The organism is Chryseobacterium sp. YR221 (genome assembly GCF_900176315.1).
Taxonomy (GTDB): domain Bacteria; phylum Bacteroidota; class Bacteroidia; order Flavobacteriales; family Weeksellaceae; genus Chryseobacterium; species Chryseobacterium rhizosphaerae.
In genome coordinates, this window is sequence record NZ_FWXM01000003.1 from 289,548 (window position 1) to 314,997 (window position 25,450).

The window sequence follows — 25,450 nt, forward strand, 5'->3', positions numbered from 1 at the left end:
CATTTATCTTGTTTCCAGGGGTTTCAAAATTTTTAAAAACTAATGGTGTAAGCTGCTCCAGTAGATCTGCTTCTTCTTTTGAAATCATAGTTTATTCATTTGAAGTTATGCAAATATCCAATAAAAATATTATCCTACCAAACAAGTAGACTAATAATTCAAAAAAAAGGACCGGGTTAATCAACCAGATCCATTAAAGTTTTTTTCTCAAGAATATTCAGTGAGGCATCCCGAACCTCAATCAGTACATCATGGAGACCGCAGTGATCTTCATTACAGTCTTCACATTTTTCATAGAAGTTCAGGCTTACACAAGGAAGCATGGCAATAGGGCCATTAACCAGACGGATAATTTTGGCCAATTTTACATTTTCCGGGTTTTCTTTCAAAAAGTAGCCTCCTCCTTTGCCTTTTTTGCTGTCGAGGATATCTGCTTTTTTCAATTCAAGCAGAATATTTTCTAAAAACTTTAAGGGTATCCTTTTATGTTCCGCAATTTCGGAAATAAGAATAGGACCTTCATTTCTTTTTTCTACAAGAAATGAAAGTGCTTTAAACGCATATTGAGATTTTTTTGAAAGCATTACAGCAAAAATACGAAATTTGTTTAATATGGATCATCTAAAGTAAAAAGGCCTATCGTATGTACAAATGTGTGTACAAATTTGGGGTATTCTATTGCCCTATTTTGCCTTTTTGCCATTAAATCATTAAGTTTGTCTTTATGTTCAGTAAACAAGAAGCACAGCAATTAAAGAAGGAATTTTGGACTGCTTTCGGGAAATCTTTTCCCAGGAAATGGGTCTTATATGATACTAAAGTAAAAGATCTCTCCTTCAAATTTTCTGCAGATAACAAAAAAGCAGAGGTTTCCTTAGACATCGAAATGAAGGATGAGATCTTCAGAAATGCATATTATGAAAAAATATGGTCTTTGGAAGATATTCTTAAAGATTTTATCGGTGATTTTCAAAAAGAGGAATATTTTTCACTGGAAAATGGCAAGGTAATAAGCCGCATATGGGTTGATATACAGGGAGTTTCAATTTTTAATAAAAATAAATGGCAGGAAATTTTTGAATTTTTCGTTGATAAAATGGACGGATTTGAAAGATTTTACTTTGAATATGAGGATTTTATAAAGGATATTTGAAATACTTACGAAATAAATACTATTTTAAGCTTACCATTAAAATAAAAAAAGAAACTTATCTTTGCTTCACACCCGCTTAAACTAATAATGAAACTAATTAACGTGCTAAAAAATGAGAAAAGTGTACAAAAACATTTTTGGAGAAGTTATTTCCAAAAATAATGCTGTGAAGCAAGATGAATATCATCTCTATTATTACGAGAAGGATTCAGACGTCTTGAAAGAAATTGAGTTTATTAGTGAAGACAGTATCTATAACATCAATTATTTCATAAGTGAAGACGAGAATGAAAACCAGGTATTAAACTACCTGAAGGAAAAGTCCGATTTTTTTGATGTTGAAAAAAAGGACACTGTGGATGGTTTCATTATTTCTACCAACAAACTTTATTCATTATCTGTAGATGATCAGCCTTTAATTTCAAGAACTGTTTTCAATAATGATGATCCTGAAAATTTTATTTGTTCTCAGGTCATCAATAACGAAACCCAGAAACCGGAACTTGAAAAAACTGTAAAATGCTGGTATACTACTGATGAAAACGGGGAAAAGTATGCAGCTATTGAATGCAGCTACCAGGAAGACGGAAAACTGGAGCTTGCAGTAGATAAAACTTCTGACCCTGAAAATGAGCAGAACTGGGAACATTTTGATTATGATACTTTCCAGGATCTGCAGGCAAAATTTGATATGGATATCAGCTATTACAAAACGGCTGAGTTACTTCCTCAGGAAGCATTTCAAAAATAGTAGTATATTTCTCCATTATCAAAGATCAACCCTATCCATTTGGAAAATAACTACTAACTATTTTTTTGGCAAAACGGAAACAGCCAAAATAGAAAAATGATTAATCGTAAAAAAACAAAAGAAGCTTCAGGGCTTCTTTTTTTATGGTACTGCTCTGGAACAAATCTTGAAAATTCACTATCTGTACCAGTTATTTTATTACTTTTGCACAAACTAACCCATGAAAAACACTTACCTCACGTATTTTACCTTGCTGTAAAATTTTGAGAAAAAATAATTTCAATACATAATTTCAAATTTCTAAACATGAGAAAACTTTTATTTTCTATCGCAATGCTTGCGACAGGATTTGCTTTTGGGCAAATAAACTTAGTACATACATTTCCGGCTTCCGAGGATGCAGCCATGTACATCAATGACAATCAGCTGTTATATTGTACTCAAATAGTAGATACCCCTGTCATTAAAATTTACGGTCAAAATTTTAATTATATCAAAACCCTTAATATCACAATGCCTGCAGGGTATGATTGGATGACATTTGACACAGATTTAGACCACCAGGTTTCCAAAAACATATTCAACAGCAATGATAAACTGGAATTTATCGTTTATTTCAAAGCTAATGGAACTCCGGATTCCAAGGTGAAAATTATTGATGAAGACGGTGCTATTATTAAAGATTTCCCAGGCACTTACAGAATTGAATACACTAAAATCTATCATGATCCTGTAGACAACACCAATAAGATAAAATTATTTAACGAAACGACTCAACAAACAGAAATTTATTCACTACCCACCTCCACTCTTGGCAATAAAGAGATTTTGACTGTAAAGAGTAAATTGGTTGCCTTTCCTATCCCTGCAAAAACAGTATTGAAAATCAACAATCCTCAGAACAATGCTCATAAAGTTGAAGTTTTTGATACCACAGGAAAATTGGTTATTACCCAACCTTTCGCTTCCCACGACGATTCTATTAGTCTGAATGTACAAAACCTGATCAATGGGCTTTACATTTATAAAATTGGAGATCTGAGTGCTAAATTTATTAAAGAATAAAAACAAATAAAAAAGAGAAGCTGATGAGCTTCTCTTTTTTATTGTCTATCCGAATTTCTTCTTCCTCAGCCAGAAGAATAATCCTCCCATAAGGCCGATTATAATCAGTGGAAGCAATAAATTCAGCCACTGCCAATTGGTTTTTTCATCAGTAATTCTCTGTCTGTCCAGCAGTCTTTCTTCAATATTTCTGTTTCTCAGTTCCATCAGGTTGCTGTCATCTAACAGATAATCTAAAGCATTTCTCAGGAACTGCTCGTTTCCGAACTGTTCATTGGTCAATAGATCTACGCCTAACGGAAGCGGTTTTCCTTTGATCACTTTATTTCTTCCAACGTCTCCGTCAGCAATAACGATCATTTTATTTTCAGGACTGCCTGCTTTGAAGCCAGGATAGCCTTTTCTTTCAATTCTTGAAGCATAAGCAGAGTTAAACTTCCCTTCCAGTGCTACCGCAAAAATCTTTGGTGTGCTTGGCTTTTCCATTTGACCAAGACTGTCTACACTGGCAATCTCCTTCAGATCCACATAATTCGGAACCTGCTTCAGCAATGTTCTTTCACTGGATTCAAAAAGAACCTTTGTCTTGACATTCTTTCTGCCTCCCAACGTATCTATGGAAGTAGGGAATTCAAATTTTACAGGATTGATATTTTTAGTGATTGGATTGTTGTTCTCAGCAATTCCCAACGGATAATATGGCCACGGTAAGCTTGTATACTGAGGATTTCCACTCACCTCTCCTGTGACTAATCTTAATAGCGCAAACTTCTTCACATCTTTTACCAAGGCTGGATTAATTCTTAACCCATAGTTGAAAAAGAAATCTGTCATATTGATATCAACCGGGAAAGGCATTACTTTTTTAGATCTTGTCAAAGTATCCATTTCAGCATTTACCGCATCGATCATCCAAAGTGTTTTCCCACCATTCATGATGTATTGATCAAGGATTACCTTTTCATTATCTGTAAAAGCTTTACGCGGTTTTGCAATCACCAGGGCACTCATCTGCTTCAGCAAAGGAACATCTTCCAATGTAAGCTCTGTCTGATTTTTAGGAATAATAGGTCCTGCATCATAATTTTCCATCGCCAACTGAACAAATCCCTGAAATTCATCAGGATTCAGCTCGTCATGGTTGACCAGAATACCTACTTTCTTTCTCTTCGCAGCTGCAATATTTTTAATATTGGAAACAAGACTGTATTCCAACCCTTCAATCGATCTTGTAAGCTGTTGATCTGCATCAATACCTGCCTGCTGCACGACCAAAGGAATAGACACCCCATTTTTGTCATATTTTATCACCGCATATGGGAAAAGCGTGATCTGTGAAATTTTTCCGTCTTTAACATCGGGAAGAATGGAAGGCTGCATTCCCATCGCCATCAGGGTATCCTGAGACATTTTTGTTTTGATGGGATCAATAAACTTAAAGTCAATCTTTGGATTGATCTTTCTGAATTCTTCCAGCATAAATTTCGTTTCTCCCTGAAGCTGTTTAAAGCTTGCCGGAAAATCACCTTCCAGATACACCTCAACCGTTAAAGGTTTCTTCACAGATTCCAGTACTTTAATGGTATTATCGGAAAGGGTATATCTTTTTTCTTTTGTTAAGTCTAATCTGATTCCTGAATACGCCAGGATTACAACCAAAGGAACAATAATGATCAGGAAAATTCCCAGTGGAGATTTAGCATTGAACTTCTTCATAATTTTACTTCTTCTTGTTAATAAAATGATTGGACAATACTAAGGAAGCACCAATAACCAGTACAAAATAGGCAATATCTTTACCGTCAATAAGACCTCTGGTAAAACCTAAGAAATGCTGGTAAAAGCCTATATTCTGAAGGATAAAATCTGCTCCACCCAATAATTTATAACTCGCCAGCTGCTCGATTCCAAAATACATAATAAAGCACATGAAAACCCCTAACAGGTAGGCCATAATCTGGTTCTGTGATAGTGAAGAAGCTAAAATACCAACTCCTGAAAATGCGGCAATCAGAATAATCAATCCGATATAACTTCCGAAAGTCATTCCAAGGTCAATATTTCCTTCCGGAACTCCTAAGACATAGACCGTATAAAGGTAGATCAGTGATGGGATAAGACATAAAATCCCAACAATCCATACCGAAAGGAATTTCCCGGCTACCAGGTCGGAAACTTTTAAAGGTTGCGAAAAAAGCCAGTTCAGTGTTCCTGTTTGCTGCTCTTCTGCAAAAGTCCTCATAGAAAGTGCCGGAATAATAAACATCAGCAGCCATGGGACTAAAACAAAATAGCTTTGTAAGGATGCCATCCCGATCTCAAAAATATTAGAATCGTTGTCGAAAAAGAACAGAAAAAGAGTGGCTATCAGACTGAATGCAGCAATAATAACCCATGCGCTCCAGTTTCCAAAGTAACTCCAAAGTTCTTTCTTTAAAATTGCAATCATAGTTTTTTTGTAAAATGTAAAAAGTAGTAATGGATTAACGCATACATCTACTCCACAATTATTTGTTTTTTTTATTTTTATTAACGAGTTTAACGGTCATCATGATCAGAAATACAAGAACGAAAAATCCTGTAATTAATTGCCACCAATAGTCAATTACCATAGATTTTAAAATAACGGTAAATACAACCAGAAACAGAATAAATGTAGCAATCTCATTGGCCTGTCTCAGTTTAATATTAGGGATTTCTAAGGTATTTCCACTCAGCGTCTTCAGCTGAAGCACTTTCTTCCAGCACCAGAAATGATAAGCCGCAAGACCGATAAGGAAAGTCAGTTTTAAATGAAACCACGGCATTTTCATAAGCCCGGGATTCAAAAAGATCATTACCAGTCCGCATACTGCCATAATAATACCGGCAGGAACGGTAATGATATTCCACAGCCTTCTGGCCATGAAGGTATACTGCTCTCTGAGAATTTTCTTTTTTTCTTCCGGAAATTCATCAGTATCTTTATAGTAAACAAAAATTCTCACGAGATAAAAAATTCCCGCAAAATAGCTTACCATAAAAATAATATGCAGCGCTTTGATTATTGTATAAAGCATTCAGAAAAAATTAAAAGCAAAGATAAGCTTATTATATAATTGGTAAAAATAATTTTCTTTTGATCAGGAAAATATAACCAAAAATGGATTTATATAAAAAATAGTTCGGCTCGGGGCAGCAAAGCTGCCCGAGCCGAACATTATATTTTCTGTACTCTGGTCAAATTCAGTATTAAGAGATCACTCCCAGCTCTTTTCCTACTTTTTCAAAAGCAACAATTGCTTTATCAAGGTGCTCTCTTGTATGTGCTGCAGATAGCTGAACTCTTATTCTTGCTTTTCCTTTCGGCACTACCGGATAGAAGAACCCAATAACATAAATTCCCTCATCCATTAGTTTTTCCGCCATTTTTTGAGCAAGCGGAGCATCATAAAGCATTACCGGAACAATAGCAGCATCGCCATCAGGAATATCAAAGCCTTTGGCTTTCATTTCCGTTCTGAAATAGTCTGCATTCTCCATTACTTTATCACGAAGTGAAGTATCATCAGAAATCATATCCAATACTTTCAAAGCTGCTCCCACAATTCCTGGCGCTAATGAGTTCGAGAATAAATAGGGACGTGAACGCTGTCTCAGCATATCAATGATTTCTTTTTTACCGGAAGTAAATCCTCCTAAAGCACCTCCAAGGGCTTTTCCTAATGTAGAAGTAATGATATCTACTCTACCCATTACTTCATTAGCTTCATGAGTTCCACGGCCTGTTTTTCCGATAAATCCTGTAGCGTGAGAATCATCAACCATTACCAAAGCATTATACTTATCAGCAAGGTCACAAACTCCTTTTAAGTCTGCCACAATACCGTCCATTGAGAAAACTCCGTCTGTTACGATAATTTTGAAATGGTGATTTTTCTCAGAAGCAGCAATCAGCTGAGCTTCAAGATCCGCCATATCGTTATTTTTGTAACGGTATCTCGCTGCTTTACAAAGACGAACTCCATCGATAATAGAAGCATGGTTCAGTTCGTCAGAAATAATAGCATCCTCATCGGTAAACAAGGGTTCAAAAACACCTCCATTAGCATCAAAAGCGGCAGCATAAAGGATAGTATCTTCAAGACCTAAGAAATCTGCAATTTTTTTCTCCAATTCTTTGTGAATATCCTGAGTTCCACAGATAAAACGTACAGATGACATTCCATAGCCATGAGATTCAATCATATCCTGTGAAGCTTTCATCACTTGCGGATCATTGGATAATCCCAAATAATTATTCGCACAGAAGTTTAAAAGCTTTTTCCCATTAGCTTCTATTTCCGCACTCTGCTGAGAAGTGATAATTCTTTCTCTTTTGTAAAGTCCGTCATTTTCAATATTCTGAAGCTCATTCTGTAAATGTTGAAGGTATTTTTCAGAGATCATTTTTAGTAATTTTTTAGATGTGCTAATTTACTAAAAAGGCCGTAAAATAAAACCTTTTATAAATTTTATTCTAAAAATATAAGGTAAAAAACAGTTTTAACAGTATTAGTCTACTAATTTACTAGGATAATATTTATATTTGTTTAAAATTTAGAGAATATGAGATTGATCCCGGTAGAAAAAACAAAGAAAATAAGTTCAAGAATCTTTATCAACAAGCATATGAAACCGCGGATTCCCATTATTCTTGAAGATTTCGCAGATCCCGAAAGCCCGGCTTTTAAAAAATGGAACTATGATTATTTTAAGGAAATAGCAGGCAGCAATAAAGTTAATATCTATGGAAGTGAGTTTGATTCTATGGACAGAGTGGCGAGCAGCCCTATTGCACAGACTACCTTTTCAGACTATCTGAATCTTATAAAATCCCAACCAACAGAACACCGTCTTTTTCTATTTAATTTACTGACCGTTAAACCTGAGCTTAAAGAAGACATTATTTACAATGATGTCACCGGAGGCAAGATATTAAAATGGCTACCTTTTATGTTTTTTGGAGGCGAAGGCTCTGTGACCAGAAATCATATCGATATAGATATGTCTCACGTTTTCATCACCCAATTCCAGGGTATCAAGAGAATTTGGCTTTTCCCCTGGGAGCAGTCGGACTTTATGTATAAACTGCCTTATAATTTTCACAGCCTGGCCAACATTAAAGAACCTGATTACAGAAAATACCCTGCACTCCTCTACTTAAATGGTTATGAAGCTGTGTTACATCCGGGAGAGACATTGTATATTCCCTCCGGATGGTGGCACTATATACAATATGATACCGAAGGCTATTCCGTTTCAATAAGGGCACTACCTTCCAGTCTTCTTGAAAAATGGCGAGGCTTTAAGAACCTAGTTGTGACAAGGAATTTTGATAATATGATGCGTAGTCTCTTCAAAGAAAAATGGTTTACCTACAAAGTAAAAGTTGCTAAGGCAAGAGGAGCAAAAGCTGCCAGAAAACAAAGAAGCTTTCACATATGAAAGCTTCTTTGTTTTTAGTATCCATAAAGTTATTCGATAGGATAACCTGTTCTGTATCTTTTTAATGTTTGATAAATTTAATATTTTTCTCCTGAACAGTAAAGATATAGGCTCCCGGAACCAATTCTGAAATCCCTATTGCTTTGCCAGGCTGATAAGTCCCTTTTCTTAGTAATTTCCCATCTATTGCATGAATAGAGAAATCTGTTGTTTTTGTGATCCCTTTCAGATAAAGTTCATTTTTTGCAGGATTAGGATACAAGCCAAAGTTTTCTTTGTCTACAGAAGCAACACTCAGGGTATTATCCTGGGTAACAGTAGAGTTTCTTTCCAGGATCTGGTATTCATAATTAAACTTCACATTTGCTACCGGAAAGGTTACGGCTTCAGATAGGTATTGATTATTAGAAGTATTGTTCAGGACAAGATAAGCGATCTGCCCTCCCGTTCCTGTTACTTTTATAGGTAAAGGCATCTCAAAAAAGCTTACCGAAGAATGGCTTTGCGTCTGACCAATATTAAACACAAGCTCATTTCCCAGCTGTCTCCATTTAATGGCATAAGTAGGATATCCTTCCCCATAGATCCAATCGTTAAAAAATTCAGTAAAATCTTTTCCCGTAGACTGAAGCAGTGAGGCATTAAAATCTGATGTCCTTACATAATTATAAGCTAAATTGGGTCTGGAATGATAGTCTTTAATTGCTTGATAAAAATTGGCATCACCCAAAATCCATTTCAACATTCTCAATACATAGCCTCCTTTTGCATAGCTAAGTCTTCCGTCAAATATTCTTCCTACACTGGAAAGGCTCGCATCAGGAACATTGACGCTTCCCCCGGTATTACCTGTTATAAAATTAACCTGGCCGGATAAATAATTAAGGAATTCAGGATTCGACATCAACAGTTTTTCATATGCTACATGTTCTCCAAAAGTAGCAAACCCTTCATTCAGCCAGATATCATTCCATGCACCGCAAGTTACTTTATCACCAAACCACTGATGGGCAAGCTCATGAGCAATCAGTGTTTTGCTCCATCCACTCATGGATGACATCGTCTGATGCTCCATTCCTCCTCCATTGAGATATTCCATATGTCCATATTTCTCATTACGGAAAGGATAGGCACCAAAATATGTTTCAAAGGTATTCATAATCTGTTTGGTCCATTCAATACCGGACATACTGTTAGGATCTGCATTGGTAGAAGGATATATATAATTCACAAAAGGGAATGGTGGGCTTCCAATAGTATCATTCAGTTTCACATAATTGGTAATCCCCAATGCTATCAGATAGGCAGGTGTAGGGTACATGGTTCGCCAAAATGTAAGTTTTCTTCCGTTTAAAATAGGAGTTTCAGACATTAGCTTCCCATTGGCAGCTACACTATATTGTAAGGGTGTATTGATCTTAAAGTCAAAACGTTCAATCTTATCATTCAGACTCTGCTTTGTAGGAAACCAATCCTGGGCACCATAAGGCTCATTAAGAGTAGACATAGCGGGTGTATTCGCTCCCCCTTGGGTTCCAAACATAACAGTACTGTACACAGGATCCGGAGCTCCGGAATAATGAATGGTAAGGGAATCAAGGGTATTAGCCGGCAGAGCGGAAGGAAAATTTATCTTTATTTCCTTTGTAGGAAGCTGCTGGAAGCTAAGGTTTGTTCCGTGATATTGTACCTGAGAAACTGTCAAAACATTTGATAGATCAAAATAAATGCTTCCCATACTCTGATTAGGTTTAAAATGAGAAGTCACCGAACCTGCAATACTGTTAATACCGGGATCTAAAACAACATCCATTCTTTGATACTGGAGGTCATAGTTCAAGGTATTAGGATTGACATTTCCTGCAGCCATCTTATTGGTATAGGATTTCATTTCCTTTTCAATGAGCCCTTTCATCTCAATGCTTTGATGATGCTTTTGTCCATAAGACGGTTGAGATACTAAGAATCCCAACATCAGTAGGTAAAATTTTCTCATAGGTACAAATATTGTAAGATTCAAATATAAAAAAAACCTTTTAATCATTGATTAAAAGGCTTTTATAATATTCAAATATTTTTCTAAAGATCCAGAGCAGGTTCCAGAATTTTTTCCATCCTTTTCTTCACCATATCAACAGATCCTGCATAATTGTTCACCATTAAAGAAAAAACTAAAGTCTTTCCTGAATTTGTCTTCAAATAACCGGCTAACGTTTTCACCTTATTTAAAGTTCCTGTTTTTGCAAATACCTGTCCGTTTCCTCCCCCGATAAACATTCTTTTTAATGTTCCGGATTGTCCGCCTACCGGCAGTGAAGTAAGATAAGACTTATAGTATTTCTCGTCCATTAAAGAAGTTAAAAACTTCACCTGAGAAATAGGAGTTACATTATTACTTCTTGAAAGTCCGCTACCATCCATATAGTTCAGACCATTCATATCAAAACCGGCATCTCTTAAATGACCTGTTACGACAATTCTTCCTGAATCTGAAGTCTGATCCCCCATTTTCTGAAATCCTACGGTTCTCAGCAGGGCTTCAGCTAATGAATTATCACTATGTTGGTTGGTATAATAAATGATATCCCCTAAAGTTGGAGATTTATACGCTGAAATCATCTTTCTGCTTTCCGGAGCTGCATCCGTCATTTTAGGAGTCACTTTTCCGGTAACGGGAATTCCACTTTTCGTTAAAGTTGTTCTGAAAGAATTGGCCAAATACGCCGGTGCATCAGGAAGTTTGGTTGTCAAAACCCCTTCTCCATCATATTTTTCGGCATAAACCATCTGGTTGGCGTAAGGCGAAACGTAGAAAAACTTCTTCTCCGGAGAGAAATTAGCTTTTTTGACGATCAGCTTTTCGTTAGCAGGATTTATTCCACGGGTTGTTCCTACAGGCAAATAATAATTATTGTTCTCTAGCCATACAACATTTTCCGGAAGCATTGAAATATTGCCTTTGAAAAGCGCTGTCTGAATAATAATATCACCATTTACCTTTCTAATCCCTTCTCGTGAAAGACCGCCAATGAAATCTGAAATAATATCCCTGTAAGACCAGGCTCCTGCCTTATTGGTTCCTAAAGAAGGGTCACCACTTCCTACGATATAAAGATTACCATTCAACACTCCATTTTCATCTACAGCTCCTGAATACTCGAGCTGGGTCATCCAGCGATAGTTTTCTCCAAGTAAGCTTAAAGCTGTTTCAGTAGTCAGCAGCTTCGTGGTAGAAGCCGGAACTAACGGAGTATTCTCGTTGTACGAAGAGATTACTTTCTTCGTTTTCGGATCATACACTACGAATCCCCAGGTTGCATTTTTCAGCACAGGATCCGCCATCATTGTGTTTACATTAATATCTACTAATTCTTTAGCCGACAAAACAGTCTTCTCCACCACCGAGCTAACGGGTGAGGGTAGATTTAAGCTGTTTTTCTGATTGTCATAGGCTTGTGAGTAAAGAACAGTAGAAACGGTAGATTGAGCTAGGAAAAAACCAGAAGCCAATACCGCTGCGCTTGAAATATATTTTCTGAAATTTACCATCTATCTTCTTTTTGTTCTATAGTTTCGACGCTATAAAAAATGATAAGTTATATCATTCAATAAAACGGCCAAACACTTAATCAACGTCCAAAAGTAGAAATTATTGTCAGAAAACAGGTCATCACCCCGTTATAAAAGAGGCTAAAGTTTGTTAAAAATTGTTAAAAATCAACAAAAACACCTTTTTTAATACTTTGATATGCAGTGATTTCATCAAATTCCTTCAAACTTATCAAAACCATACTCTTGAACTTTTCATAGTTTTTCCCACGGGGAAGTTTCAGTAAAATCTGGAATTGATATAAATTATTCAACCTTGCAATTTGTGCTCTTTCCGGTCCTAAAACACAATCTTCAGGGAGGTATTTTCTTAAGATAGATCCCAGAAACTGTGAAGCACGGTCCACTTTATCATCTCTTCGGTGTTTCAGCTCTATCATAATCAGCTTGGTAAAAGGCGGATAATGGAATTTCTGACGTTCTGTGAGGATGTATTTATAGATCTTGGCAGGGGTGTTCATCTTGATCAGCTGAAATACAGAATGCTCCGGATTGTAAGTCTGGATCAATATCTTTCCTTTTCCGGAAACCCTTCCTGCTCTTCCGGAAACCTGGGTGATCAGTTGGTAAGCTCTTTCTTCAGCTCTGAAATCCTGAACATATAATAAGGAATCAGCTTTTGGAATCGCCACCAATTCTATATGATCAAAATCAAGACCTTTGGAAATCATCTGCGTTCCTACCACAATATCAGTTTCACCTTCTTCAATTTTTTCATAGAGCTTTTCATAGGCAAACTTCTTACGCATAGAATCCACATCCATCCTGTCCACTTCATTCTCCGGGAACAATTTGGAAACCTCTTCATGAATCTGCTCTACCCCTACTCCTCTTTCATTCATATTTTCAGAATTACATTTCGGACAGGTTTTAGGTTTTGAAGCTCTTTGCCCACAATAATGGCATTTCATTTCATTGGCTGCTTTATGATAAGTCATTACCACATCACAGTTGGAGCAATAGTTCACATAACCACAGCTTTCACATTCCACAACATTAGCATAACCACGGCGGTTGTGAAGAACAATAGCCTGTTTGTTTTCATCCACAGTCTTTTTGATCTCGTCAATAAGCCTTGTAGAAAAATTTCCGGAAACTTTTTTTGAATCCTGAGCTTCTTTAAAATTGATCAGTTCATATTCAGGAAGGTCTACATTTCCAAACCTTTCAGTCAGGAAAATGTATTTCATTTTATCTTTTCGTGCGCGGTAATAGCTTTCCACAGAAGGAGTAGCAGAGCCTAATATCACCCCTGCTTCATAGAAACCACCAAGCACCAGCGCTGCATCTTTAGCATTGAAATAAGGCGTAACTTCTCTGGGTCTGTACGCAGAATCATGCTCTTCATCCACCACAATTAAGCCTAAATTCTGGTAGGGTAAAAACAAAGCGTTCCGGGTACCAATAAGAATCCGGATATCATTTTGCCTGATTCGTCTCCAAACCTCTACTCTTTCAAAATCAGTCAGTTTTTGATGGTAGAACCCAAGTTGTCTACCGTATTTTTTTTCTAATCTTTGAGTAATCTGCTTAGTCAGAGAAATTTCAGGAAGCAGAAATAATACATTCCGTCCCTCTTTAATGCATTCCTCTATTTTCTCTAAATAAATATGGGTCTTTCCGGATGAAGTAACCCCATGCAGTAAAACATTTTTCCCTTCTTCGAAAGCTTCATCTATCTCAGATTTTGCCAGTTTCTGCTGTTCGGAAAGTTCTTCCAGCTCTTCTATTTCTCCTTCATAGCTTTCAATCCTGTCTTTCTGCATATAATATTCCTCAACAAGACCCTTGTCTGCCAGGGCTTTAAAATGAGAACTTCCAAAATAGCCGTCTTCAAACAGCTCAGCCTTCTTAACAGGAAGGTCAGGATGCTCAGTCTGTTTCTCCAGAATAAGAAGGAACAGATCTTTCTGTTTAGGAGCTTTATTGAGCTTTAAAAGGATTTCTGTAAGATTTTGGTTGCCTAAAACATCATGATTGATTCTTACATAGGCAACTTCCTTAGCTTTATATTTTTCAGCAATTTTCTCATCAATCTCAATATACTGCAGATCAATCAGCGAATTGATGGTTTTAATAATATCCTTTTTGGGGATAAATGCTTCAATATCTGTTAAATTAATAAGCTGACGTACTTCCAATGCCTGGATAAGATACATCTCATTAACATCGAGATTCTCAAAGTTTACTATAGCCCCCGGTTTCAATTTTAAATACGTTTCGCTTTCCAGCTTTAAAGAAGAAGGAAATGCTAACCTGTAGATTTCTCCCAAACTGCATAAATAATAACCTGAGAGCCAATTCCAGAATCTGATCTGTTCTTCCGGAAGTATTGGTTTATCATCCAGCAGGCTGATCACTTCTTTTGCTACGAAGTTTTCCGGTGCATGATCATGAAGCTCAAAAACAATTCCCGTATAAATTTTCTTACCTCCAAAAGGAACCAAAACACGCATCCCTATTTCGATTTCCGGCATCAGGTCTTCCGGAACTTTGTATGTGAAAGATCCTTTTAAATTCAGGGGTAAAACAATTTGGACGTATTGCAAGGGAAATATTTAAAGTGTAAAATTAAATTTTTCTTCAGAGAACTGCAATCTTTTATTGATGATTCCCTTTTTTTTGTCCTACCTTTATTTACTATTCTTTTTCATGGAAAACTATATTTTATTATTTTTAATCGGACTTATAGCTGGAGCTCTTAATGCAGCGGCAGGTGGTGGGTCTTTCATTACTTTTCCAGCTTTTATTTATGCGGGAGTTCCTCCCATTCAGGCCAATGCTTCAAGCACAGTAGCGTTGTTTCCCGGCAGTCTGGCCAGTGCATGGAAATTCAGAGAATACATTCAACCTTTTCCTAATATCTCAATAAAGGCAATGCTTATCCTTACTTTATTAGGTGGGTGTGCAGGTGGATTACTGCTTTTATATACTCCATCAGCAGGTTTTAACTTAATTGTTCCATGGCTTCTTTTATTGGGTTCCCTTGCTTTTGCTTTTGGAAAACAAATAGGGCATTGGCTTAGAAAAAAAATACATATTGGCTCTGGGCTGGTATTAGGAGCTCAATTTATTTTAGGAATATACGGTGATTATTTTGGAGGAGCTGTAGGAATTATGATGATGGCAGTATGGTCATTATTTGGATTATCAGATATTAAAGTGATTAATGCTAATAAAACTCTTTTTACAGGAATAGCGAATGCTGCAGCTGTTATTTTATTTATTTCGGCCGGAAAGGTATATTGGCCGGAAACCTGTACCATGATGGCCGCAACCATTTTAGGAGGCTATTTTGGGGCATATTTCACTAAAAAAATTGATCCGGTGAAGTTAAGAACCGGAATTGTAATTTTCAATTTTGTCATTACTACTGTTTTCTTTATCAAAACCTATATTTTGACATCTTCTATCTAAAAAAACAATTCGGTCATCTCATACCAAAAGGCAGAAGTAAAAAAGCCTACAATAATGCTGACTCCTATAATCAGATTGGTTAACTTCGTATTCAGCCTGAACTGTTCTGCAATAATGCTTGAAGTAACCAATGTAGGCATGGCAGCTTCAAATATGGTTATTTTGGCAATATCTCCTTTTATTCCCAGCAGTAAAGCCAGTCCTAAGACCATTGCCGGTGCCAAAATAAGTTTATAAAGCATGGACATGGACATCTGAGGGATCAATTTTTTCCATCCGTTAAACTTTAACTGTAATCCTACTGAAAACAAAGCTAAAGGACTTACTGTAGCAGCCAGTTTATCAAAGAAGGGTTCTGCTGCAGTAAAATCTATAAACTGAGACAATACCAAAGCCGAAATACAGCCTATTAATGGTGGAAATGTCACCAAACGTTTTAGAATAAACTGAGCACTCACCTTTCCTGATCTGCTGCCTCCTTTCACGGCTGCAATAATTCCCAGTGTTGAAAGGGCAAAAAACATGGTCTGATCACAGATAATAGCAATACTAAGCAGCCCTTCTCCATAAAAGGCACTAATCAAAGGAAAACCGATAAATGAAGTATTGCTGTATCCGCTTGCCAGTTCTAAAGTACTTCTCGATCGCCTAGAATATCCTCTGCTCTTACTGTAGAACATCATAAAGAAGAAACAGAAAACAGAGATTAAAAAGGTCGCTACAATCGGGAACAGCATTTCTGTCGTCCATTTTACTTTTGGAAGATATTTAAATGAAACTGCCGGCAGAGCAAGATAAAGAATCCAGGTATTGATACCTTTATGGGCATCAGGGTGGATAGATTTTGTTGCTTTGAATACCATTCCTGCAATAATGCACACTGCAATCAGAACAAAATTTACCATAACTATAGAGAAATATGGTACAAATTTACGGTTGATTTTTGAGTTGGAAAGGTAAAATTTATATTTTTTAGAGTATTATTTCTCATTTTTTTTACAACCTTACAGGCTTAGAAAGCCTATAAGGTTGATTGTTAAAAAAGAATTCTATTGCTGCGCCTTACTCACAGAATAAGTGATCAGGGAATAGATTAAAAATAAGATCCCACATACAATAATATATAATGCAGGTTCCTTGAAACCTATCAGTGAGAAGGTAAGATTGCTTATGATCGCCAGTCCAAAAAACAGCGCTGAAACTGTTTTTATCAGTGAAGTTGTACGGGGTAGATGGAATGTAACACCAACCGTTAAAGCTAAGGTCGGTATCAGGAAAATCAAGCTTCCGACAGTCAGTAATTCTTTATAGTCTCCGGTGTTCAAAGTATAGAATCCATAAGCGATCAGGCAGCTTACAGCAACGGCAATTATGGTTTTAATAAAATCTAATTTCATGGTCTTAAATGGTTGGTGGCGGCGGTGGTGGTGTTACACTAAATAGTCTGGCAGTTTCAGGGGTATTCCCTGCTAGTTCCCAGTTTTGCATTCCTTCTTTCCAGACATGATGGTTCATGGAAAACTGCCCGGATTGTGCAAGCTGTCGAAGGGTTTCAAGATTGTAAGGGCCGGATTGCTGACCGTTCACTGCAATATGAAACATTGGATCAGAAGCAATATTGGGCGGTGGCGTATGGGTCATAGTATCCATCATACCTCCAAGCTGATTTCTCATTGAAGCCCCTACTCCCATTCCTACCATAAGTCCGGCAGCATTTAAACCGTCTCCACCACCCAGATCTACATGGCTCATTCCTCCCAGGCTGGCGGCAGCTGTCTTCAGGACATCCGCATGCTGATTCAACTGATGAACGGCAAAGTGCTTCCCTTCTACTCCCAGCTCCAGGTCTTTCCGCTGAATTCTGGTCATTTCGGAAAGGTTTTCAATTTCAATAGTTGTTTTCGCTTCAGTAAATTTCGTCTGCTGATCTGCAGTTGCCCTTTTAAGCTGTATGTAATGAGGATGTTGCTTGTCTAGCTCAATGCTTCCGATATCCAGACGTTTTAAATTGACCCCGAAACAGTCTTCTAATTCTCCTTTTAATCTGCTTTGTATGATATCACTTACCTCATCTATTTTTCTTTCAATCTGCATCACAGGAATAGTATAGTCCTGGGGCGCGCTGATAAGGACAGATTTGATTTTCCTTTGAAAAAAATCTTTGATCTGCGCCTTAAAATCATCAAGGTTAAAATTGATTAACCGGTTTAGTTTAATGAAATTTTTATAATCGGTAAGGTTAAAAGTGAGTGTTCCACGAACGGCACAGGGTACCCCAAGGTCCATAAACCTCGGATCATACATATCAAAATAAGGGATTCCAAATCTGATCTGTATATTTCCGGAAAGGTTAATAAAGTAAATCTCTGCCTGAAACGGAGAACCGCCTCCGAATGCCGCACCCACCATATTGGTGAGAACCGGGAAGTTTGCCGAATGAATGGTCTGATCGTGAGGTCCCTGGATAAAATCCTGCATGCTTCCGTCATTTTGTTTGTAAAAAAACACGGCAAGCTCTCCCTCCTTCACGCGTAAACTGCTTCCATAGCGGATACTGTTTTCTTTATTTGTAGAATTGGCAGAACCGGAGGGTCTCCATTTCCAAACCAGATATTCCTGTTCGTCACAACGGATCACATCCATTAGCCCGCCTTCTCTTTTATTTCCAAATAGTTTCATCGCTTTTCTTTAAAATTTATAAGTACATGCTTTCAATTACGGCTCTTTTTCTTTCCGGTAACTGATTGTTAATCGCTTCTTTCTTTTCTACAAAAATTTTGTAGGAAACAGTCTCGATATCCTTTGTTTTATAATCTGATTTATTACTGACTCTGGCCCATCTCAATTTTTCCAATGCCAGACGAATCTTGGAATATTCTTTATTTTGGATTAATGGTTCTAAAGTATCCAGCTGTTCTGTAAGCTTTGCCAGCTGTATCTTACTCCTGATTTCAATGCTATGGTCATTATCGATATCGGCAGCAAGCGCTTCAGCTTCATCATATTTTTTACTTTCTATAAGTTTCTCAGCTGATTTAACTTTTGAAGCATAATTACTATTTCTGTTTTCATTCAATTTATTTGAAATACCAATGCAGATACCAACGGCAATCAGCAGGATAACCATTCCTCCTAATACTTTAAAAACCTTCCTGTTATTTTCTTTGGTAATACTTCTGGAACTTTCTACAATGGTAAGTACTTCGCTGTAAGTTTCAGTGTCACTTTTCATGGAAATGGAGGCTTTGGAATTAATCTGTTCTATTTTCTTAAGCCATATCTTATTCCATGTATTTTTATACTTGGTTTGTTCTGAAAACAGAGAGAAATAAGATGCCGTATTGATTTTACTTGCTGATAAGGTTAAAAATTCAAGTATTCCTTCTTTGGAAACAGGAACAGGATAGTTCAGTACCAGCTCTTCTTTTCGTGCATCGGTGGTAGACCATTTGGCGGGTTTGGATTTATTGATGATAAACTGTAATCCTTTGAAAAATATAAGAAAAGGCCAGAAAAACAGCCAAAGTGCAATAGTAACAAGATTAATATTACTACTGGTATTCTGAGTGTAGAAGCTACTATCTCTGGTTGCTTCTATTTCATCCAATTTTTCAAAAAATCTGATGACACTGCTTGAGACTTCTATATTCCTGAATTCTGTTCCGCAATCTGAGCATTTAGTTGCAAAACTTTCTGCAATCGCTCCACAGGCTGGGCATTTTCTTACATCTCCCAATTTGTCAGAGTGAGGGGCTGCTGATTGCGAATTTTTATCATTTGTTTTTTCAAAAAGCCTGGCTTCCAGCACAATTTCAAATTCATCCAGATCGATTCCTTCAGCTTCTGCATTTTTAAAAAGCACCTGTTTTTCTTTCTCTGTTAATTCTCCATCGGCCAATGCCAATTCAATGAGTCTCTCCAATTTTTCGTTATACATACTATAGGTATTAGTAATTTTTTACAATGTTATAAAAAAGCCTCAGGGAATTTTTACGGGTTCCCGTAACCACTCATCACCGGATAGGAGGCAACAAAAAAAGGACTGGCCATTTGCCAATCCTTTTTACTTACCTTTCACGTCCTTATATCTTTTAATTTTTCATCGTCTCCCAAAGACTCAATACTTCAATGTTATCCAAAGGTTTTGAAAGGATAATTCTCTTTGAGGTCTTAGGTAACAGATCAAAAAAGTTATCGCTAAAATGAGCATCTCCAATTAAATAAACATCTTTTGCCAAAACATCAGTAGACAATTCAATTTCTGTAGGTGAAATTTTCTTAATACTAATAGTGGGTTTCAGAAGCTTTAGGTCTTTAGGTTTATTAAAAAAGAACAGCTTCTCCTGTTGTACTGAACCGGTTGTAAAATACACTCTTAATACAGATTTTGATAAATCGAATTTTGAGAAGTTATCTTTTTTTACTTCCATATGTTTTGCACTTGAATTGGCCAGTAGCTTATCCTTAGCTTCCATTGACCAAAGAACCTTACCTTCAAAATCAATCAGTTCAGCTCCTGAACTGATTTCTAAATCATTAAGCAGATCATTAACAAAATACATATCAAATGCTTCCTTTGTTTCAGAAGCAGATATTAATATAGGTTCAAAACTTCTTTTTGCCTGATAATGAAATGCTTTCCAGTTCCCAAGATAATCAATGGAAGACCATGAAACTACCGGCCAACAGTCGTTAAGCTGCCAGTATAAAGTTCCCATATTATAAGGTCTGGCCCGGCGATGGGCTTCAATAGCAATCTGCATTCCTCTGGCCTGCAGCAATTGAGAAACATAATTATACTGTACAAAATCAGTCGGAATTTTATAATCGCGCTGCATATATGCATTGATAATCTCCCAACCCCGGCCATGTTTTTCATGAGCTTTAATTGCTGGGTTCTGCAGATTCAATTCCGGAGTTCCACTAAATATAGATTTTGTAGTTTCTAAAGTAGGCATTCCCTGAAATCCATATTCAGACATAAAACGTCCTACTTTTTCATTATAAATTTCAAAAGGCTGTTCGCCCCACCAAACGCCCCAATAATGGGAATCTCCTTCTGTAAGGCTTTCCTTATGCCCCCATCCGATTGACGGAGAACTCGGCCAATAGATATTCTTATCTGCTGTAAGGTTTTCTTTTAATGTATTCGGAATAAGGTCATGGAAAAGTTTTTTATAGTCTTTCCAAACCTGTACGGAATCGTTTTTGGAATATTTAAACTGCTTCTGATATCCCCAGTTGACAATCGCTTCATCAATTTCATTATTCCCACACCATAAAGCTATAGACGGATGGTTCTGAAGCCTGTTGACCTGATCTTTTACTTCTTCTTTTACATTATTTAAAAATGCGGCATCTGCCGGATAAAAACTTCCCGCAAACATAAAGTCCTGCCACACTAAAATTCCGTTCTCATCACAAGCTTTGTAAAATTCATCATCCTCATAAATTCCACCTCCCCAGATACGGATCATATTCATATGAGCTTCTTTGGAATCTCTGATGAGTTTTTGATATTTTTCTTTGGTAATCCTTGGAGAGAAACTGTCTGCAGGAATCCAGTTTGTCCCTTTGATATAGAGTGGATTTCCATTAACTTTAAAATAGAAAGACTTCCCTTTTCCATCCTTTTCCTGTACCAGTTCTACTGTTTTCAGACCAATCTTCAGTGTTTCATCAGACAAGAGTTTTGAGTCTTTCTGCAACACAATCTTTATGTTGTATAAGTAAGGTTCTCCCCATCCATTAGGCTGCCAAAGTCTGGGATTTTGAATGTGGTAAGGAATACTGATCTTATTCTGTCCTTTTTTTAAATGTATACTGTTAGCTTCCTGGTTAATGTTTACCGTATATTGTCCCTCTTTATCAGCAAATACTAAAGTATGAATACTGAGATCTGCATTTTTATCTGATATATTTTTCTGCTCAACCTTTACATTTTCCAATCTGGCTGTATTCCAGAATCTAAGCTTTACATCTTTCCAAATTCCTGCCGTGACAAGCCTTGGTCCCCAATCCCATCCAAACTGATACTGTGCTTTTCTCACAAAACTTCTTGGTGATTCCGGCATTGTAAAAGGAACTTTTTGAGCCAAAACTTTTCCTGTTGCAACTGCTGATTTAAATTTGACCTGCAATATATTCTCACCACTTTTCAAATCCTGTTTCACCGGAATTTCCCATTTCCTGAACATATTATCTGTTTTTTTCAACAGTTTCCCATTAAGATAAATTTCAGAAAACGTATCCAGCCCATTAAAAACCAAGTCGATATTATGATAGTCCAGCTCTTTCGAGGAAACTGTAAAAGTGGTTTGATAATCCCAATCTTCGTTCTCGATCCACTGTGCTTTTTTTTCATTCTCATCTTTGAAAGGATCCTGAATGATTTTGTTGCTCATTAAATCCAGATGAACCGTTCCCGGTATCTTGGCAGGAAGCCAGTTTTTATCTTTTGAGTTTTTAAATTGCCAGTTTTCAGAGGACAAATCTCTTGCTGAAGATTGTGCAAAAAGAATATTCTGAATGAAAAAGAGAGCAAAAAAGATCGTTTTATTCATTAATAAGTTTATTTACATTAAGAGGTGTATAGTAGTTTTGTCATTCCGAGGAACGAAGGAATCTCAATAATGTAGGTTGGGATTCTCTCTACGTTCGAAATGACAAAACGAACTTTATATTACCATAATCACTTAGTCTTCAAGGCAACAACCTCACCGGCATTAGCAAAAGCGCCGCCATCTGTAATTGCAGAAGAGTGAAAATAACCGGCATGGGTCAGCGCACGTATTTCTTCAATATTTGTGGAACGAAGTCCACCACCTACAAGGATTTCTATTCTTCCATTGGAAAGTTCAACCAATTTTTTAAGGTTTTCTTTTCCTTCTGACACATTAGGTTTCTGACCTGATGTAAGAATGGTTGTAAATCCGCATTCTATTACTTTTTCCAAAGATTCTTCCAGGCCTTTCGCTCTATCAAAAGCGCGGTGAAAAGTACATGGAAGTGGTGTTGCCAATTTTACCAGCGCTTTGTTCTGCTCTGTATTCACCTCATCATTTTCGTTCAGAATCCCAAAAACAAAACCGTCAACCTTTAAAGATTTCAGCTGAATCAAATCATTTTTCATTTGTTCAAATTCTGCTTCTGAATAGGTAAAATCACCTCCTCTTGGGCGGATCATCACAAAAATCGGAATGTTTATTTTTTCTCTGAGTTCCTGGGTTACTTCAACACCCGGTGTAGTCCCTCCTTCACTTAATCCGTCGCATAATTCTATTCTATCCGCTCCATTTGCAAAGGCAATTACTGCGGATTCCGGATTGAAACATGCTATTTCTATTTTTGACATTTTTATTTTTTATATACTAATTAAACTTTGGAATTTCCTGCAGTACATCTGCAATCAAAAAGGAAACATTCTCTTTACTCACTTTAACCTTAATTGGATATTCAGCCTTAGTTTCTTTATCTGAAAGGATCACGTCAAACATAAAACTATTCCCATTTTCAGAAATCAGCTGACATTTTGCTATTTTTATTCCAGTCCAGTCCTGCCCAGATATTAAGAATCCAACTCCAATTCCGGCCTGTTTTGTATTAAACTTAGTTTTCCATTTATCTTCAAACTCTTTTTCGGTAAGACTGCCATCAACATCCATATCAACATTCATTGCATCTGTTTTGTAGTCGAAATAGTCTTTAGTGGTTATTTTCCGCATCGCCTTTTCTTCATTCCCAATATCAGCTTTAAAATAATCTTCGATACTTTTTTCCAACCATTTTTGAGCTTCTCCGGATTCATTAACCTGAGGTTTTGCTTCCTGGACGACCTCTTCTTTCACCTTAGGTTCGGTTTGTGCTGTGATCTCCTTTTTTTCTTCCTTACAGCCTATAATTAAAAATAAGAAAGCGATAATCGTTCTTTTCATATTTTGTTTGATCTATATTTTGTCTTGGCTAAAGCCAATATACCTATGACTTATTTGTTGGAATACAAAAAGACGCAAAAGCTTGTTCATTTGTATGTTTATAAGGCGCAAGGATTTTATCTCCGATAAAATTGATGAGTGTTTAGTAGAGAAAATATACCTCTTGCTGAAAATATTCGACTTTCTCTTACTACTTAAATGCAGCTTACTATTTTAAAATTTTTGTGTCTTTGCATATTCCAAATTCATTTATTTTAAAGCAAATTCAGGGGTTTCAAGGCGGTTTCCTTTCTGGTCATATACCGCAAAATTAAATCCATCCTGAATGCAGTAAGATCCGTATTCTCCTTTTTTATTAAGGGCAATAAATCCTACCTGAATATCTTTTAAGTTTTTATTTCTTCTCTGATTGATCTTTACAATTCTCTCTACAGCTTCTTTACAGGCTTCCTGTGGATTTCTTCCCTGCCTCATCAGCTCAACCACAAGGTGTGTTCCTACTGTTCTGATCACCTCTTCTCCATGGCCGGTTGCCGTTGCTGCCCCTACTTCATTATCTACAAATAACCCTGCTCCAATAATGGGAGAATCCCCTACTCTTCCATGCATCTTGAAAGCCATTCCGCTGGTAGTACAGGCTCCGGATAGATTTCCTTGTGCATCCAGGGCTATCATTCCTATAGTATCATGGTTTTCAATATTGGCAATAGGTTTATACTGACTGGTTTTAAGCCATTCTTTCCATTCTTTTTCTGATTCGGGAGTAAGAAGATTTTCTTTTTTAAACCCTTGTGAAAGGGCAAACTGAAGGGCTCCATCTCCTACGAGCATAACATGGGGAGTCTTTTCCATTACTGCTCTGGCCACAGAAATAGGGTTTTTGACATGTTCCAGGCAGGCTACTGAACCTATATTATAATTTTCGTCCATAATACAGGCATCAAGCGTTACCCTTCCATCTCTGTCCGGGCGTCCACCATATCCTACACTTCTTTCCTTTGGATCAAGCTCTACAAGACGAACTCCCTTTTCAACCGCATCTAAAGCTTTTCCGCCTTTCCCAAGAACAGTCCAGGCTTCTTCATTGGCTTTTAGCCCGAAATTCCATGTAGAAAGGACTATAGGTTTGTTTACCACTTTGGTATTTTCCGGTAATTCACTAGCCATTAAGTCTAAAGGATTTACCGCAAGTGCTGCTGTTGCGATCCCCAGTTTTTTGATAAAACTTCTTCGGTTATTGTTCATTGTATTCAAAATTATATAATACAACGCAAATATCTAAAAAAAACTTCAATGAAATCCCCGAGATGATGCAACTGGAGCATCATCTATTATTTTTATTTATCTTTACCCTCGTAATGGACTTATTCAAAACTTTCAGGAATATTGTATTCTTTCAGGAATTATCTGATGAGGAAATTACCATTTTGGTCAATATCAGTACTCCAAAATTTCTTCACAAAAAAGAAAAGCTGGTAGAGCCTGACCAAACTTTCACCCATTTATTTATACTTTCTCATGGGTTATTAAGATTTTTCTTTGATGATGAAAACGGGGTTGAAACTAATCTTTTTTTACCTTCAGAAAAAGAAGCCGCCATTATGGAAAGTCCGGAATCTTATTCACAGGGAAGTACCAGAAGATATACAATTGAAGCGGTCATTGACACTCAGATTTTTCTGTTTAATAAAAATGAATTTGAAGAAATAGCATTTCAGCACAAAGGCATCTATACGATGTACCTTAGATCTTTAAAACAGATTATAAGTATATTAAAAGTACGCACGGAACAATTCTGTTCTACTTCTCCGCATTCGCGTTATGAAGATTTTCTGGAAAACCGGCCCTTTACCTCTCAAAATGCCAATAGAAAGTATATTGCAAACTTTCTGGGAATTACTCCCAACTCTCTTTCACGGATGACCGCAAGGATTCATAAAAAAAGGAACGAAAGAAAAAAATAACTTAGGAATATTTTTTCTCATTTTATTCCTCCTACTTTTGCTTACTCAAAGTACTAGTACACAAATAAGTAAGCCATATGATAAAAATATC

General features: G+C 36.8%; 22 protein-coding genes. 6 read left to right on the forward strand and 16 right to left on the reverse strand.

Going from position 1 to position 25,450, the window contains the following annotated elements; genetic code table 11:
* Positions 1 to 176: 176 nt before the first annotated feature.
* Entirely contained in the window at positions 177 to 584 is a 408-nt protein-coding gene (locus B8967_RS10520) for an RrF2 family transcriptional regulator (protein ID WP_047485555.1), read from the reverse strand.
* 140 nt (positions 585 to 724) lie between these two features.
* On the opposite strand from B8967_RS10520, the gene B8967_RS10525 reads away from it, so the two are divergent.
* The 3 genes from B8967_RS10525 to B8967_RS10535 all read left to right on the forward strand — a co-directional run bounded on the left by B8967_RS10525 (position 725) and on the right by B8967_RS10535 (position 2,969).
* On the forward strand, positions 725 to 1,153 hold the full coding sequence (locus B8967_RS10525) for a DUF4268 domain-containing protein (protein WP_047485559.1): 429 nt from the start codon (positions 725 to 727) through the stop codon (positions 1,151 to 1,153).
* Positions 1,154 to 1,265: 112 nt separating this feature from the next.
* Positions 1,266 to 1,904, forward strand: coding sequence for a hypothetical protein (locus B8967_RS10530; RefSeq protein ID WP_047485561.1), 639 nt, complete (start codon positions 1,266 to 1,268; stop codon positions 1,902 to 1,904).
* Positions 1,905 to 2,210: 306 nt separating this feature from the next.
* Positions 2,211 to 2,969: a T9SS type A sorting domain-containing protein gene (locus B8967_RS10535; protein ID WP_084086062.1), complete on the forward strand. Its 759-nt coding sequence runs from the start codon at positions 2,211 to 2,213 to the stop codon at positions 2,967 to 2,969.
* 45 nt (positions 2,970 to 3,014) lie between these two features.
* On the opposite strand, the gene gldG is transcribed toward B8967_RS10535, so the two are convergent.
* The 4 genes from gldG to kbl all read right to left on the reverse strand — a co-directional run bounded on the left by gldG (position 3,015) and on the right by kbl (position 7,397).
* Positions 3,015 to 4,685 (reverse strand): gliding motility-associated ABC transporter substrate-binding protein GldG, encoded by a 1,671-nt coding sequence (gene gldG / locus B8967_RS10540; RefSeq protein ID WP_084086063.1) that lies wholly within the window; start codon positions 4,683 to 4,685, stop codon positions 3,015 to 3,017.
* A 4-nt stretch (positions 4,686 to 4,689) separates the two neighbouring features.
* Positions 4,690 to 5,418 carry an ABC transporter permease gene (locus B8967_RS10545; protein WP_047485567.1) on the reverse strand — a complete coding sequence of 243 codons (729 nt, stop codon included), beginning with the start codon at positions 5,416 to 5,418 and terminating at the stop codon, positions 4,690 to 4,692.
* A gap of 58 nt (positions 5,419 to 5,476) precedes the next feature.
* Positions 5,477 to 6,028, reverse strand: a complete 552-nt coding sequence (locus B8967_RS10550; RefSeq protein ID WP_084086064.1) for a CopD family protein — start codon at positions 6,026 to 6,028, stop codon at positions 5,477 to 5,479.
* A gap of 172 nt (positions 6,029 to 6,200) precedes the next feature.
* Positions 6,201 to 7,397 (reverse strand): glycine C-acetyltransferase, encoded by a 1,197-nt coding sequence (kbl, locus tag B8967_RS10555; RefSeq protein ID WP_084086065.1) that lies wholly within the window; start codon positions 7,395 to 7,397, stop codon positions 6,201 to 6,203.
* Positions 7,398 to 7,556: 159 nt separating this feature from the next.
* Between kbl and B8967_RS10560 the strand changes: the two genes are divergently transcribed.
* Complete coding sequence (locus B8967_RS10560) at positions 7,557 to 8,435, forward strand: cupin-like domain-containing protein (protein ID WP_084086066.1); 879 nt, start codon at positions 7,557 to 7,559, stop codon at positions 8,433 to 8,435.
* Positions 8,436 to 8,496: 61 nt separating this feature from the next.
* Here B8967_RS10560 and B8967_RS10565 read toward each other — a convergent pair whose 3' ends face one another.
* The 3 genes from B8967_RS10565 to priA form a co-directional block, all read right to left on the reverse strand.
* Entirely contained in the window at positions 8,497 to 10,431 is a 1,935-nt protein-coding gene (locus B8967_RS10565) for a M1 family metallopeptidase (protein WP_084086067.1), read from the reverse strand.
* A gap of 83 nt (positions 10,432 to 10,514) precedes the next feature.
* Complete coding sequence (gene dacB / locus B8967_RS10570) at positions 10,515 to 11,984, reverse strand: D-alanyl-D-alanine carboxypeptidase/D-alanyl-D-alanine endopeptidase (RefSeq protein WP_084086068.1); 1,470 nt, start codon at positions 11,982 to 11,984, stop codon at positions 10,515 to 10,517.
* A gap of 161 nt (positions 11,985 to 12,145) precedes the next feature.
* Entirely contained in the window at positions 12,146 to 14,593 is a 2,448-nt protein-coding gene (gene priA / locus B8967_RS10575; protein WP_084086069.1) for a replication restart helicase PriA, read from the reverse strand.
* 103 nt (positions 14,594 to 14,696) lie between these two features.
* On the opposite strand from priA, the gene B8967_RS10580 reads away from it, so the two are divergent.
* Positions 14,697 to 15,461, forward strand: a complete 765-nt coding sequence (locus B8967_RS10580) for a sulfite exporter TauE/SafE family protein (RefSeq protein ID WP_084086070.1) — start codon at positions 14,697 to 14,699, stop codon at positions 15,459 to 15,461.
* Here the strand turns inward: B8967_RS10580 and B8967_RS10585 are convergent.
* From B8967_RS10585 to B8967_RS10620, 8 genes are all read right to left on the reverse strand, one after another.
* Positions 15,458 to 16,366, reverse strand: a complete 909-nt coding sequence (locus B8967_RS10585; RefSeq protein WP_047485579.1) for an AEC family transporter — start codon at positions 16,364 to 16,366, stop codon at positions 15,458 to 15,460. The two genes, B8967_RS10580 and B8967_RS10585, sit on opposite strands and share 4 nt — an antisense overlap.
* A gap of 144 nt (positions 16,367 to 16,510) precedes the next feature.
* Positions 16,511 to 16,858, reverse strand: a complete 348-nt coding sequence (locus B8967_RS10590; protein ID WP_084086071.1) for a threonine/serine exporter family protein — start codon at positions 16,856 to 16,858, stop codon at positions 16,511 to 16,513.
* Between the two features lie 4 nt (positions 16,859 to 16,862).
* Positions 16,863 to 18,140, reverse strand: a complete 1,278-nt coding sequence (locus B8967_RS10595) for an SPFH domain-containing protein (protein WP_084086072.1) — start codon at positions 18,138 to 18,140, stop codon at positions 16,863 to 16,865.
* A gap of 16 nt (positions 18,141 to 18,156) precedes the next feature.
* Entirely contained in the window at positions 18,157 to 19,398 is a 1,242-nt protein-coding gene (locus B8967_RS10600; protein WP_084086073.1) for a hypothetical protein, read from the reverse strand.
* Positions 19,399 to 19,552: 154 nt separating this feature from the next.
* Entirely contained in the window at positions 19,553 to 22,024 is a 2,472-nt protein-coding gene (locus tag B8967_RS10605) for a beta-mannosidase (protein WP_084086074.1), read from the reverse strand.
* Between the two features lie 128 nt (positions 22,025 to 22,152).
* On the reverse strand, positions 22,153 to 22,815 hold the full coding sequence (locus B8967_RS10610; protein ID WP_084086075.1) for a copper homeostasis protein CutC: 663 nt from the start codon (positions 22,813 to 22,815) through the stop codon (positions 22,153 to 22,155).
* 16 nt (positions 22,816 to 22,831) lie between these two features.
* The gene (locus B8967_RS10615; protein WP_084086076.1) at positions 22,832 to 23,395 is read right to left on the reverse strand and encodes a hypothetical protein; all 564 of its coding nucleotides are present in this window, start codon (positions 23,393 to 23,395) and stop codon (positions 22,832 to 22,834) included.
* A 249-nt stretch (positions 23,396 to 23,644) separates the two neighbouring features.
* On the reverse strand, positions 23,645 to 24,640 hold the full coding sequence (locus tag B8967_RS10620) for an isoaspartyl peptidase/L-asparaginase family protein (RefSeq protein ID WP_047485592.1): 996 nt from the start codon (positions 24,638 to 24,640) through the stop codon (positions 23,645 to 23,647).
* Positions 24,641 to 24,753: 113 nt separating this feature from the next.
* On the opposite strand from B8967_RS10620, the gene B8967_RS10625 reads away from it, so the two are divergent.
* Positions 24,754 to 25,359 carry a Crp/Fnr family transcriptional regulator gene (locus tag B8967_RS10625; protein WP_047485594.1) on the forward strand — a complete coding sequence of 202 codons (606 nt, stop codon included), beginning with the start codon at positions 24,754 to 24,756 and terminating at the stop codon, positions 25,357 to 25,359.
* The last annotated feature ends 91 nt before the right edge of the window (positions 25,360 to 25,450 follow it).